The organism is Amycolatopsis sp. NPDC004378 (genome assembly GCF_053602455.1).
The window spans coordinates 236,094-249,637 of the sequence record NZ_JBSGDR010000011.1; the positions used below are offsets into that span (position 1 = coordinate 236,094).

9 protein-coding genes and 1 pseudogene are annotated in these 13,544 nt (G+C 74.0%); 5 read left to right on the plus strand and 5 right to left on the minus strand.

The features are described 5' to 3' along the window. Positions 1-45 precede the first annotated feature (45 nt). The 3 genes from ACWEN0_RS29595 to ACWEN0_RS29605 form a co-directional block, all read right to left on the minus strand. Entirely contained in the window at positions 46-1,527 is a 1,482-nt protein-coding gene (locus tag ACWEN0_RS29595; protein ID WP_451980591.1) for a hypothetical protein, read from the minus strand. Beyond that, on the minus strand, positions 1,524-3,020 hold the full coding sequence (locus ACWEN0_RS29600; RefSeq protein WP_451980594.1) for a hypothetical protein: 1,497 nt from the start codon (positions 3,018-3,020) through the stop codon (positions 1,524-1,526). The genes ACWEN0_RS29595 and ACWEN0_RS29600 overlap by 4 nt, the downstream gene beginning before the upstream one ends. 131 nt (positions 3,021-3,151) lie before the next feature. Then, positions 3,152-4,582: a choice-of-anchor A family protein gene (locus ACWEN0_RS29605; protein ID WP_451980597.1), complete on the minus strand. Its 1,431-nt coding sequence runs from the start codon at positions 4,580-4,582 to the stop codon at positions 3,152-3,154. Between the two features lie 191 nt (positions 4,583-4,773). Here ACWEN0_RS29605 and ACWEN0_RS29610 point away from each other — a divergent pair, with 191 nt between their 5' ends. From ACWEN0_RS29610 to ACWEN0_RS29620, 3 genes and pseudogenes are all read left to right on the plus strand, one after another. Then, on the plus strand, positions 4,774-5,940 hold the full coding sequence (locus tag ACWEN0_RS29610) for a sensor histidine kinase (RefSeq protein ID WP_451980600.1): 1,167 nt from the start codon (positions 4,774-4,776) through the stop codon (positions 5,938-5,940). Positions 5,941-5,984: 44 nt separating this feature from the next. Beyond that, positions 5,985-6,227, plus strand: a pseudogene (locus ACWEN0_RS29615) (response regulator); the annotation flags it as partial. Positions 6,228-6,489: 262 nt separating this feature from the next. Next, positions 6,490-7,410 carry a BTAD domain-containing putative transcriptional regulator gene (locus tag ACWEN0_RS29620; RefSeq protein WP_451980603.1) on the plus strand — a complete coding sequence of 307 codons (921 nt, stop codon included), beginning with the start codon at positions 6,490-6,492 and terminating at the stop codon, positions 7,408-7,410. Here the strand turns inward: ACWEN0_RS29620 and ACWEN0_RS29625 are convergent. Next, on the minus strand, positions 7,407-7,781 hold the full coding sequence (locus ACWEN0_RS29625) for an STAS domain-containing protein (protein WP_451980606.1): 375 nt from the start codon (positions 7,779-7,781) through the stop codon (positions 7,407-7,409). The genes ACWEN0_RS29620 and ACWEN0_RS29625 overlap by 4 nt on opposite strands. 388 nt (positions 7,782-8,169) lie before the next feature. On the opposite strand from ACWEN0_RS29625, the gene ACWEN0_RS29630 reads away from it, so the two are divergent. Next, entirely contained in the window at positions 8,170-9,051 is an 882-nt protein-coding gene (locus ACWEN0_RS29630; RefSeq protein WP_451980609.1) for a MerR family transcriptional regulator, read from the plus strand. A 173-nt stretch (positions 9,052-9,224) separates the two neighbouring features. On the opposite strand, the gene ACWEN0_RS29635 is transcribed toward ACWEN0_RS29630, so the two are convergent. Then, entirely contained in the window at positions 9,225-9,659 is a 435-nt protein-coding gene (locus tag ACWEN0_RS29635; RefSeq protein ID WP_451980612.1) for an SRPBCC family protein, read from the minus strand. Positions 9,660-9,878: 219 nt separating this feature from the next. Here ACWEN0_RS29635 and ACWEN0_RS29640 point away from each other — a divergent pair, with 219 nt between their 5' ends. Continuing rightward, entirely contained in the window at positions 9,879-13,487 is a 3,609-nt protein-coding gene (locus ACWEN0_RS29640; protein WP_451980615.1) for a discoidin domain-containing protein, read from the plus strand. Positions 13,488-13,544: the final 57 nt, after the last annotated feature.

Below are 13,544 nucleotides of genomic sequence, written 5' to 3' on the forward strand. Positions count from 1 at the left end.
GAACTTCGGCGAGTTTCCGGGTGATTGCTCACATGAGCGCGAAGATCAGGCCCCGTTGCCCCGGACGAGGTAGAGCCGCTGGGTTCCCGCCCACGGGGACGTCAGCGTCCAGTGGGCGAGAGCTCCGGGCGGCGGGTCGCCGTGGACCAGTGCGAAGTCGGTGACGATCGGGCGTTCGCCGTAGTCGAAGAACCGGAAGTTCTCGTCGACGAGCTTGCGCCCGAGCAGCCCCAGCTGCTCCTTCCGCGCGGCGATCGCCGGGCCGACCGCGCCGCGGTCGTCGAAGAGGTCGACGATCGCGCAGCCGCAGCGGTAGGCCAGCACACCGATCTCGCCGCCGCTGCGCACGGTGCCGCCACCGACCAGCGCACCCAGCTGCTGGCCCATGCGTTCGTAGGCCGCGGTCGCGTCGTGGTTGGACATCAGCGGCGCGAACCGCCGCGGCAGGCCGTCCGAAACGTAGGTGACGACGCTGAGCGCGAGCACCCCGGCGACCGCCGCCGTGGCCCCGACGCGCACCGGCACCCGCACCACGGCCGCCGTCGCGGCGGCGAGGAAGACGGTCAGCACGACCAGGCTCGGGCCGTAGTACCAGTGGTACGGCGGGACGTGCAGCCGCGTGTAGGCCAGGTAGTGGGCGATCCCGGCGGGCACGAGCGGGGCGAACGGCCGCACCCGCGCCCACAGCGGGCCTCGCCGGAGGGCGTCCGCCGCGCAGAGCGCGAACGCGAGCAGGGCGAGCCCGGCCGGGAGGAAGGCCGCGAGGGTCGCCCACGGGAAGTTCTTCGCGTACAGCCCCGGCCCGTTTCCGAAGTCCCATTCGCCCCACGACTTCTGGAGCGTTTTGATGATCACCGTGTCCGGCACCGCCGAGCCGAGCACCACCCAGCTGAAGGCGAACCAGGGGAGCGCGACGGCCGCGGCCGCCAGGACCGACTGCCAGGCCTTCTCCCAGAACCGGGCCCGCAGCACGAAGATCACCAGGGCGATCACGACCAGGTCGAGCCGGACGAGGGCGAGCAGGCCGGTCAGGACGCCGACGGCGACCGGCCGCCGTTCCCCGGCGTACACCAGCAGCCAGGCGACGCCGGCCGCGCCGAGCTCGACCTCGAGCCCGATCGACGACAACAGCAGCGGGTTCACCGTGAGCAGCGCGACGGCGGCCGGCGCGAACCACGCCGGGAGCCCCGCCCGGTCGCCGGCCCGGCGCAGCGCGAGCACCAGCGCGACCTGGCAGAGGACGAACAGCGCCCCGGCGGCCAGTACCGCGTCGCGCAGGACCAGCGTCAGAGCCGCGAGCAGCAGCACGTTCAGCGGCGAGGTCGCGGTGTTCGACGTCTCCTCCGGGATGAGGCCCCAGTGCGCGTGGAAGGCGAGGTTGCGGGCGTAGGACAGCGTGATGAAGGTGTCGTCGACCAGGTGCGGGCGGACCAGCGCGAAGACGAGGGCGGACAGCGCGGCCACGACGCCGGGCAGCACCCAGAGCCGTGCCGGGGCGGTGAGTTCCCGCTGTTCGGTGGCCGTCACGGTTCGCGGACCAGGGTGAAGTGGCCGACGCCTTTCGCCGCCGAGTACACCTCCCAGCTGTCCGGGCCGGTCGCCGGGCCCGCGCCGTAGAGCAGCCGGTAGTCGGGCTTGCGCGGGGTGATCGAGCGGTCCAGCCAGTGGTAGTTCACCCGCAACGCGAGGCTCGTCAGCGGGCCCGCCGCCGCGATCCGCTGCCGGACCAGCTCCTTCGCGTGGCCGCGGTCGGAGAACTCGTCGATGATGGCGCACTCGCAGTAGTACGCGAGGGTGCCGATCTCACCCGGGCTGGCGACGCTCGCGCCGTCGAGCCGCGCGCCGAGCGCCTTGCCCACGCGCGCGTAGTCCTGCGCACTGGCCCAGTTCCCGAAGATCACCGGCGACGGCCACGGCACGCCCTGCGCGACGTCGATCGCCGCCGCGCCCAGCACCAGCAGCCCGGTGAGGCCGAGGGACAGCAGCGGCGGACCGGGGCGCAGGGCCGGCCGCCGGCGCGTCTGGGCGTACCAGGTGCCGAAGGCGGCGACGGCGAACGTGCCCGTCGCGGTCACCGGAGCCACGTAGTACCAGTGGAACGGGCCGACGTCGAGGAACGAGTACACGACGAAGTAGAGGACGCCGCCGGCGCCCAGGGCCGCGACCGGGCCGAGCGCGGGGAACTCCGGCCACCGCACGGCGAACCGCGCCGCGGCCCACGCGCCGAGCGCGACCACGCCCAGGACCGCCGGAACGAACGTGACCAGCACGGTGACCGGCTGCCCGAGGTAGTACATGACCGGCCCGGTGGTGTAGGTCCACGGCGCGAACACCCCCACCTGCGTCTGCTTGATCGCGAGCGTGTCCGGCACGAACGAGCCGAAGACGACCCAGCTCACGACGAACCACGGCGCGGCGGTCAGCACGGCGACGCCGGCGGCGGGCAACAGCCGGCGCCGGATCGCGGGCGCCATCACCACGACGAACACGACGAGGTCGAGCCGGGTGAGAACGGCCAGCCCGGCGGCGACGCCGAACGGGAGGGGCCGTCCTTCGAGCGCGAAGACCGTGAGCACCAGCAGGACGGCCGGGATCAGGAGGACTTCGAGACCGATGGCGGACAGCACGAACGGGTTGAGCAGCACGAGCGCTACGCCGAGCACCCCGGCCGCGGGCGGCAGCGCGAGCTTCCGGCCGATGCGCTGCCACGCCCAGCCGAGCACGCCGCCGCAGAGGACGGTCAGGATCCCGAGCGCGACGACGGGGTGCGGGCCGCCCGCCACCCGCGTGCAGAAGGTCAGCGCGCCGAGGAGCAGGACGTTCAGCGGCGACGTGGCGGAGTTCGCGGGCGCGCCGGGGATGAGGCCCCATTCGCCGTGCACCGCGAGGTTCTTCGCGTAGGCGAGGGTGATGTAGGCGTCGTCGGTGAGGCTTTCGCGTACCAGCAGGAAAGCGGCGGCGCCGAGCACGGCCCCGAGCACCGGCAGCGCCGTTGCCCTGGTTTTCGATTCCGCCGGCACCTGATCACCTCGCGGGAGCGCCCGCTGCACAGCCACCATAGCCCGGGAAGGTAACGACGGTTCATTACCGCGGTGCTACGGCGCGGTTATGTCCGTTCGTAACCCGCCGTGTGCGTCCACTATGGACGACATCAGGTCCGCCGGCGCCGCACGAGGAGCAGGAGGGCCGTGCCGCCGGTCAGCAGGAGCGCGCCGAGGCCGAGGACCGGGCCGACGTCGGTGCCGGTGTCCGGCAGGCCGCCGGTGCCGCCCGGGGTGGTCGGCGCGGGGCCGGGAGCCGGTGTCGACGTGGTCGTGGAGGACGCCGTCGAGGTCGACGTGGTCGTGCTCGCCGGAGTGGTCGTGGCGCCGGTGGTGGTTCCGGTGGTCGAGGTGGGGCTGGTCGGCGCGGTCGTGGAGGTGGTCGGGGTCGTGGTGGCGGTCGGGCCGGTGCTCGTGGTCGGCGTAGTGCTCGTGGTCGGCGTGGTGGTCGTCGTGGTCGGGGTGGTCGTGGGCGGCTCGGGCCTCTCCCGGCACGAGGGCAGCTCGCCGACGAACGGGTACGCGTGGAATTCCTGGCCGCTGCCCTGGCCGGCGCTCGAGCCGTGGACCAGGCTGCCCGCGGTGAAGAAGCGGCCGTTGGTGCCCGGCAGCGTCACGGTCGTCGTGCCGGCCGCGTTGCCCGCGAGCACGCTGCCCTGGAACATGCCGCTGCCGATGAGGTGGACCGCCGTCGCGTCGGGGAAGTTCCACAGCAGCCGGGGGCGCAGGCGGTTGAGCGGGTCGCGGTCGTCGAGGGTGCCGCTGTAGGTGTTGATCGTCCGGGTCGCGCCGGTGAGGTTGACCAGCACCGTCGCGCCGTCGGGGATGCCGGTGAACGCGATGCCCTGCGTGCTGCCGCCGGGTCCGGCGATGTCCTGGTCGAGGGTGAAGACCTGCAGGGCCGACTTGCCGTCGCCGGTGAAGAGCGTCTGGTAGCCCTGGTTGCGCACGGTCCCGGTCGCCGGTCGCGGCGCGCCGTCGGTCCGGGCGTAGCACTGGCTCGCGGCGGTGAGCTGCGCGCGCAGGTCCGCGTACGGCCGCATCGCCGCCGGGTCGTGGACGAGCTTGCCGATGACGGTGCCGGTGACCGTCCCGACGTGGCGGACCACGCCGCCGGCCGAGTCGCCGACGGCGTCGAGGCGCTGGCCGTCGGCGACCGCCAGGTCCCCGCCGACGGTCAGGAAGTCGGCGCCGTCCGGGGGCGGCACGCGGGAGCCGACCCCGGCGACGCCGACGTTGTAGATCGAGGACCCGGACGTCTTCCGCAGCGTGAAGTCCCCGCCGACGACCACCCGGCCCTCGGCTTCGGCGGCGCTGCCGGTGACGCGCATGCCGCCGCCGACGAAGACGTTGATGCCGTTGTCGCGCCCGGCGAACGAGCCGTTGCCGACCGGTGGGTAGGGGTCCGGGCACGTCCCGGGCACGCACGGCCCCAGGCCGCCGGGCAGCGGATCGGCGTGCGCGGACCGCACGACGGGCACCGAAAGGACCACGAGCCCGCAGGCCGCCAGCGCCGCCAGCGCGGCATGGGTCACGCGCACGGGACCTCCCCTGTCCACTGTGGACTCTCCGGGCGGGACGATAGCGGCAGGTCAGGCCCGGCGCTCGGTGATCCACTCGATCGTGCGGGGCACCTGCGGGGGACCGACCTGGGCCGATGAAATCCGGGTGAACGTCATCTTCCTCCCCGGGCGGGATGCGCCCGCGCGGCGCGCTTCCTAGGCTGGACGTCGTGAGGGGGAGGGTGGTGAGCGCGGTCCGGGCCCGCCTGGAGGCGAGCCTCGGGCAGGCCGGGATCGCGCTCCCGTGGTGGGTTCCGGTGGGCGTCACCGCCTTCGGCACGATCCTGTCCGTGGCCGCCGTCGCGCAGCGCGGTGCCCTGGTGCCACCCCAGCCGATCGCGCTCGCCGGGCTCCTCGCGGTCGTGACGGCGGTCGTCTGGGCGGTCACCGGCGCCATCGTGCCGCCGTGGCTCAAGGCCCTCACCGTGCTCGCGGCCGTCGCGATCCTGCTGTCCGACCCGGCCGTCCCCGACTTCGCGCCGGTCGTGCTCGTCGTCCTCGCGGCCGAGACGGCGTCGATCGCCCGGCCGGTGGTCGCGTTCTCGGTCGCCGCGGCGAGCGTCGCCACGCTGGCCGTGGCCGCCGCGTGGGTCGGGCTGGTCGGGTTCCCCGTCTACGTCGCGGCGGTGCTGCTGGGCACCGGCGGCGGGTTCATGATGCGCTGGTACGTGCGGGCGCTGGACGCCGAGCGCGCCGCGCGGGACGCCGTCCGCGACCAGGCCGTCCTCGCCGAACGCCAGCGCATCGCCCGCGAGGTGCACGACGTCGTCGCCCATTCGCTGAGCATCACGCTGCTGCACCTGACCGGCACCCGGCACGCCCTGCAGCAGGACCGCGACGTCGAGGAGGCCCTCGAAGGGCTCGCGGAGGCCGAACGCGTCGGACGGACCGCGATGGCCGACATCCGCCGGACCGTCGGGCTGCTCGCCGAATCGCCGTCCGGCACCCGCCCGCTGCCGGACGTCCGCGACATCGCCGCGCTGGTCGACCGCACGCGCGCCGCCGGGCTTGAGGTCCACTACGAACAGGCCGGCGACCTCGCCGCGGTGCCGGACCTGGCCGGGCTCGGCCTCTACCGCATCGCCCAGGAGTCGCTGGCCAACATCGCCAAGCACGGCGCCGGCGCGCCGGCCCGGATGCGGCTCGACGTCGGCCTGGCCGGGGCCCGCCTGGTCGTCCGCAACCGGCTCCCCGCCGGCGGGCCGGCCGGCCCGGGCGGCTCGGGCCTCAAGGGGATGTCCGCGCGGGCGGGCCAGCTGGGGGCCGAGCTGAGCGCGGGTCCGGACGGGACGGACTGGGTGGTGGCCGTCAGCCTGCCCGCGGGGGCCGCGCCGTGACGGCCGGCGAAGTCAAGGACCTGCTCGTCGACGACCAGGAGCTGGTGCGGTCCGGGCTGCGGCGGATCCTGCGCCCGCGCGACGGGTTCGTCATCGCGGGGGAGTGCGGCGACGGCTCGGAAGTCCCCGCCGCACTGGCCGCCGCCGACGTCGACGTCGTCGTGATGGACCTGCGGATGAAGCACGTCGACGGGATCGAGGCGACCCGGCGGATCGGCGGCCGGACGCCCGTGCTGGCCCTGACCACCTTCGACGACGACGAGCTGCTCGCCGGCGTCCTGCGCGCGGGCGCGGTCGGCTACATCCTCAAGGACTCGCCCGCCGAGGACCTCATCCGCGCCGTGCGCGCGGTCGCCGCGGGCGACGCCTGGCTCGACGCGGCGGTGACCGCGCGCGTCCTCACGACCTTCCGCCGCGCGCCCGCCGACGAACCCGCCGGCCCGCCGCCGGGCCTGCTGACCCCGCGCGAGCTGGACGTCCTGCGGGCGGCCGGGCGCGGGGCTGACGAACGCCGAGATCGCCGCGTCCCTGATCGTCTCCGAGCTGACCGTGAAGAGCCACCTGAGCCGGATCTTCGCCAAGCTGGGCCTGCGCGACCGGGCCGCGGCCGTCGTGTACGCGTTCGACCACGGCATCGTCACCCCGCGGACGTCCATTGTGGACGACGCGCCGGTGCCGCCGGTCGTCGTGGAGCCGGCTCGGGGGCCGGGGCTGCGGTTCTCGGTGCTGGGCCCGTTGCGGGCGTGGCGCGGCGGCACGCCGCTGGACCTCGGCCCGGTGCGCCAGCAGGCACTGCTGGCGGCGCTGGTGCTGCGCTGCGGCGTCACGGTGAGCCAGACCGAGCTGCTCGACGGCGTCTGGGGGCTGGAGCCGCCGGGCACCGGCGGCCGGGTGCTGCCGGTGTACGTGCACCGGCTGCGGAAGTGCCTGCGCGGGCCCGGCGAACGGACCCCGGACTCGGTGATCGGCCACGCGCGCGGCGGTTACCGGTTCGACGGCGACGGCGTCCGGCTCGACACGGCCCGGCTGACGGAACTGGACGCGGACGCCGGTGCCGCCGAGGCGGCCGGAGACCTCGCGGCGGCCGTCACGTCGTGTTCCGCGGCGCTCGGGCTGTTCCACGGCGAGCCGCTGTCCGGGCTGCCGGGGCCGTTCGCGGAGGGCCAGCGGCTGCGGCTGACCGAGCGCCGGGGCGCGTTGTGGACCCGCAAAGCGCGGTTGCAGCTGCGGCTGGGCCGGTACGCCGAAACGGCGGACGAGCTGTCGGCCGTCCTCGCCCTGGAACCGCTGCGTGAGCCCTGGGCGGCGCTGCTGATGCGGGCGTTGCAGGCGACCGGCCGCCGCGCGGAGGCGATCGCCGTCTACGGCCGGACCCGCGACCGGCTGGCGGCGGAGCTGGGTGTCGAGCCGGGAGAAGAACTGCGGCGCACGCATCGGGCCGTGCTGGACGACGAGCTCCCGCCGGGCTAGGACGCGATGCGGGTCCCGGCGACGGCCGCCCGGGCGGCGGCGAGGTCGGTGTGCAGCGGCAGCACGGTGGCCAGCCCGAGCAGCGTCAGTGGCCGGAGCACGGCCACCTCGGCCGCCGCGATGGCGTACGGAATTTCCTGGTCCAGGGCGTCGCGGTGAGCCTCGACGAGGACGCTGAAGACCGTCGAGTCGCAGAACGTCGTCGCGGTGAGGTCGGCGACGACCGCCTTCGCGCCGACGCGGAACGGCGTCAGCAGCGCGTCGCGGAGCCGAGGCGTCGTGGCCAGGTCGAGGTCGCCGGTGCAGCGGACGGTCACGAGCCCGTCGTCGGTCGTCGTGGCGAAGCTCGGCGGGGTGCGGTGCTCGGTCATCGGAATGCCTCCAGATCAGTCCTCGACACCAGTGGTACCCACGACGCCCCGGGCTGACTCCTTCGGCCGGGTGGTTGTGTGCGGCATCCGGGGGACAACGATGCACAACCGTTGCGATCGGGGTTAGGTTAGCCGGGAACGTCGCCGGCCGTGGCGGGACGCCACACCCCGCGGCCGTCCGGATCCGGCTGACGCGGGCCGGATCCCGGCGCCGGGCGGCGCCGAGGGGACGCGGCAGGCCGACGCCCCGCCGCCGCGTCCCCCGTGCCGCCCGGCGCTTCCCTCTCACCCGGTGATCACCGGGTGGACGCGCGATCATCGTGTCGTGGCCCGTCGGGCGGCGTGGCCGTCGCTAGGCTGCGACCAGTCCGCGACGCGAAAGGAAGCGGTGGAACCGACGAACCCCGACGTGCCGCCCGGGGCGGGTGCCTGGGCGCCGGGCAAGGTCGCCGAGCTGCTCGGCGTCTCGCCGGTGACCCTGCGCAGCTGGAGCGCGCGGTACGGGATCGGGCCGTCGGGCGGGGGTGCCGGGCGCCACCGCCGCTACTCCGACGCCGACGTCCGGCGCCTGCAGAACATGCAACGGCTCGTCGCCCGCGGGATGCCCGTGCGGGAAGCCGCCGCCGCGGCGTTCGAGGGTGCGCCGTCCGGAGCGCCCGCGGTGCCCGCCGCCCGCCGCGTCCGCGAGCTCGCCGACGCCGCCGAGGAGCTGCGGTCCGCGTCGGTCGCCGGGCTGCTCGACGAAACCCTCGCCACGCTCGGCCCGGCCGCCACCTGGACCGACGTCCTGGCCCCGGTCCTGCGCGGCCTGGGCGACCGGTGGCAGAGCGGCGATTTCTGCTTCGCCTCGGAATGGACGTTGTCGACCGAGATCTCGCTGGCGTTCGAGCGGTTCAGCCGCCGCTTCCCGGCGGCGGTGCCGGGCCGCCCGGTGCTGCTGGCGTGCTGTCCCGCCGAGCGGCACTCGCTGCCGATGGAGGCGTTGCGCGCGACGCTCGCCGAAGCCGGCGTCCCGGTGGTCTACCTCGGCCAGCTCGTCCCGGCCGAGACGGTCGCGGACCTGGCGGCCCGCCTCGACCCGGTGCTGGTGCTGCTGTGGTCCCTCGCCGCGCCGACGGCCGACGACCTGCTCGCAACCCGAGTCCGCGACCTCGGCCGCGCGGTCGGCACGGCGGGACCGGGCTGGGCCCACCTGGGCGACCGCGGCTTCCCGCGCGCGAACGACCTGGCCACGGCGGTCGAGCTGGCGGTCGGGCACGCGGAGGGGTGAGCCCGGGCGTTGCGGCCGCCCGCAGGCTTTCGGGCGCGCGGTGGTTTGGGCCGGGTGGTCGCCTGTTGGTGGTGGGGCGCGCGGCGGGTTCGAGGGCGGGCGTTCCGGTCTCCCGCTGGCGTTCGGGCGCGCGGAAGGTCGCGGCCGGGCACTTCGGTCGCGCCCGCGGACGGTCAGTCCAGGTTCTCGAGCGCCCGGGTCAGCTCCGGCACCAGCGCGTCCCCCAGCCGCTCGAACTCGCCCCTGAACAGCAGGCCCGCCGGCTTCGCCCAGCCGTGGAACACGATCGTCGCGCGGTAGCGGACCGTCGTTCCGTCCGGGCCCGCCGTCAGGCCGAAGTCGTCCGTCGAGGTCGCCGTCTTGTTCTCGCCGACGAAGGTCACGCGGCTCGCCGCGCGCCGGGTCAGGCGGTAGTCCAGTTCCGTGCGGCGGCCGCGGAACTCCGAGACGTTGTGCCACTCCGCACCGACGACGATCGGGCCGTCGCCGGTGCGGGTGCACGAGACCGTGCCCGGGTCCCACTCCTCCGTGTGCGCGAAGTCCGCGAGGTACGCCGCGACGCGCTCGACGGGCGTGCGCACGGTGATGGTGCGTTCGACCTGGACCATCGGACCTCCCGGACCGGTTCGCTGCAGAGTCGATGCAAACTTAACCAGCACCGGTGAGTGGTGCACGCCGGAACCGGCGGCAGACATCGATGTCATTATTCCGAATTCTTGTCCTCCTTGTCTTCTTGACGCTCCCGGCGCGCACGGCGGAAGCTTCCTGGCAACGTTGTCATCCCTCCAGCGGCGCCCCTCGGCCGTCGCGTCGAGAACGGAGTCCGCATGGCGGAGGAGTACGGCATCACCGCGGATGTCGAGCCCGCGGAGGTGGCCGCCGTTTCGCGCCGGCACGTCCTGGCCGCCGGGAGCGGGCTGCTGGCCGGGTTCGGCCTCGCCGCCCTCCTGCCCGGCGTCGCCTCCGCGGCTCCCGCCGCCGCCGACGCGCAGGCGCCGAAGACCGACCTCGCCCTGTTCCGGCCCGTGCAGGTGTCCTCGACCGACTACGCCGCGACCCCGGCCGAGTTCGCCGTCGACGGCCTCGCCCAGGTCGGCGTCAAGGGCTCCGGCTGGCGCGCGGCGCCGGGCGACGGCCAGTGGATCGTGGTCGACCTGCAGGGGCAGTGCCGGATCGACTCGGTCGTGCTGACCTTCGAGGCCCAGCCCGGCGATCCCGCGTTCGACGCCACCGCGTCGCGCAGTCACACCAGCGGCGCCGAAATCCTGTCCAGCTACGCGACGGCGTTCGACCTCGACGTCTCGGGCGACGGCAAGGCCTGGCGCACCGTGCACCACACCGACACGGGCACCGGCGGCGTCGTGACGATCCCGCTGCCGGCCGTCACGGCACGCTGGGTCCGTTTCACCGCATCGCGCCGTTCCACGACCAACCCGCTGGGCCTCAACGGGTTCCAGGTCTTCGGCACCGGCCCGCAGAACCGGCCGGCGGTGCACGGCTGGACCAGCTTCCCGGTGCGCCCGCACGACGACCCGCCCGCGCTCGCCGTCGCACCCGACGGCACGGTGCCGCTCGAGTCCGGCTGGGTCCTCACCATGGACGACTGGGCGCCGTCCGGGGACGGCCAGGCGCTGTCGGCATCCACTGTGGACACCCGCGGCTGGCTGCCGGCGACCGTCCCGGGCACGGTCCTGGCGTCGCTGGTCGAGCAGGGGCAGCTGCCGGACCCGGTGTCCGGCATGAACCAGCTCCACGTCCCGGAAGCGCTGTCGCGCCACGCCTGGTGGTACCGCCGCCGCTTCTCGCTCCCGCGCGGCCTCGACACCTCGGCGGGCCGGCACGTCTGGCTCGAGTTCGACGGCGTCAACCACGAAGCGCAGATCTGGCTCAACGGCGCGGAGATCGGCACGCAGAGCCACCCGTTCGGCCGCGGCGCCTACGACGTCACGGCCGCCCTGCGCCGCACCGGCGACCAGGCGCTCGCCGTGAAGATCTCGCCGATGCCGCGGCCCGGCAGCCCCGGCGACAAGGGCTCGAACGGCAGCTCGTGGGTCGACGCGGGCAGCACGATGTTCGACAACTCGCCGACCTACCTCGCGGTGTCGGGCTGGGACTGGATGCCCGCGGTCCGCGACCGCGCGTCGGGCATCTGGGACCACGTGCGCCTGCGCTCGACCGGCGCCGCCGTGCTCGGCGACGTCCGGGTCGACACGACGGTCCCCGACGCGAACACGGCTGTGGTGACGCTGACCGTCCCGGTCCGCAACGCCGCCGCGACGGCCCAGCGCGTCAAGGTCACCGCCGCGTTCGGGCCGGTCACCGTCACCAGCACGGTCACCGTCCCGGCCGGCCAGAGCACCGACGTCGTGTTCCCGGCGCAGCAGGTGAAGAACCCGAAGCTGTGGTGGCCCAACGGCTACGGCGACCCGAACCTGTACGACCTGACCCTCACCGCGGCGATCGGTGCCGCGACGAGCGACCGCCGGACCGTCAAGATCGGCCTGCGCCAGGTCACCTACCAGTACGACCAGCCGATCGTCATCTCCGACGGCCGCGCCACCCAGACCGTGGACCTCGCGCCGCAGACCGCCCGGTACGTCCGGATGCAGGGGCTGAAGCGCGCCACCGGCTGGGGTTTCTCGCTCTGGACGATGTCCGTGGTGGACAGCAGGAACGCCGGCACCGACCTCGCGCAGGGAAAGCCGGGGACCTCGTCGTCGGTGGCCGACGGCAACCCGCCGGAGCGCGCGTTCGACGGCGACCCGAACACGCGCTGGACGTCGAGCTACGACGACAACCAGTGGCTGCAGGTCGACCTCGGTGCCGCGACGGCGTTCGACCGCGTGGTCCTGACCTGGGAGACCGCCTACGCGGCGACGTTCAAGATCCAGGTCTCGGCCGACGGCGGCACCTGGACCGACGCCGCTTCGGTCGACAACAGCGCGAAGCCGCTGACGTTCCTCGTCAACGGCGTCAAGATCTTCGCCCGCGGCGGCAGCTGGGGCTGGGACGAGCTGCTGCGCCGGATGCCGGCCGAGCGGGCCGACGCCGTCGTCGCGATGCACCGCGACATGAACTTCACGCTGATCCGCAACTGGGTCGGCTCGTCCTACCGGCCGGAGCTGTTCGACGCCTGCGACAAGTACGGCATCCTGCTGTGGAACGAGTTCTGGGACGGCTGGTCGACCGACCCGGCCAACCACGACATCTTCCTCGCGCAGGCGAAGGACACCGTGCTGCGCTACCGCCACCACGCGTGCGCGACGGTCTGGTTCGGCTGCAACGAGGGCACCCCGCCGGCGGTGATCGACACCGCGCTGCGCGACCTCGTCCACACGAACACCGACCTGCTCTACCAGGGCAACTCGGCGGGCGGCGTGATCACCGGCGACGGGCCCTACTACTGGCAGGACCCGAAACGGTACTTCACCGGCGAAGCGACCGGCGGGAAGTACGGGTTCTGGAGCGAGATCGGCCTGCCGACGGTGTCGGTCGTCGAGAGCATGCGCACCCTCGTCGGTCCCGGCGACGAGGGCTGGCCGATCGGCGCGCCCTGGTTCCTGCACGACTGGTCGACCGCCGGCAACCAGTCGCCGCAGAGCTACCTCGCGGCGATCGACGCGCGGCTCGCGCCGTCGACGAGCCTGGCGGAGTTCTGCCGCAAGGCCCAGTTCGTCAACTACGAAAGCATGCGCGCGATCTTCGAGGCGTGGAACACGAAGCTGTGGGCCGACGCCACCGGCGTGCTGCTGTGGATGTCGCACCCGGCCTGGCACAGCACGGTCTGGCAGACCTACGACTACGACCTCGACGTCAACGGCAGCTACTACGGCGCGCGGAAGGGCTGCGAGGCCCGGCACGTCCAGGCCGACCTGACGACGTGGGAAGTCCGGGTCGTCAACCACACGCCGGCGGCGTTGAGCGGCGTGACGGTCACCGCGCGCCTGTTCTCCCTGGACGGCACCGGCCTCGGTACGCCTCGGCAGCAGAAGCTCGACGTCGCCGCGAACGTGGGCGCTCCGGCGTTCACCGTGCCGTTCGACGCGGGGCACCCGGACCTGCACCTGCTGCGGCTGACCCTGACCGACGCCCGCGGCGCGGTGCTGTCGGAGAACACGTACTGGCGCTACCGGAGCGACACGGCGATGCGCGCGCTCAACCAGCTCCCGGGCGCGCGGCTGACGTCGTCGGTGAAGGCCGACGGCGACGCGTACACGGCGGCGGTCCGCAACGACGGCAAGACGGTCGCGGCGATGATCCGGCTGTCGCTGCGCGAGCGCAACGGCACCGACCGCGTCCTGCCGACCCGCTACGAAGACAACTACTTCTGGCTGCTGCCGGGGGAGAGCCGCACGGTCCGCGTCGAGCCGCGACGGCGGGTGCCGGGCGCGCGGCTGCAGGTGGAGGCCTACAACGTGGCCGCGAAACTGATCTAGTCACGGGGTTGTGGCGGGAGGAGTTCGTCGCGAACGACAAATCCCGATGCTGAATTC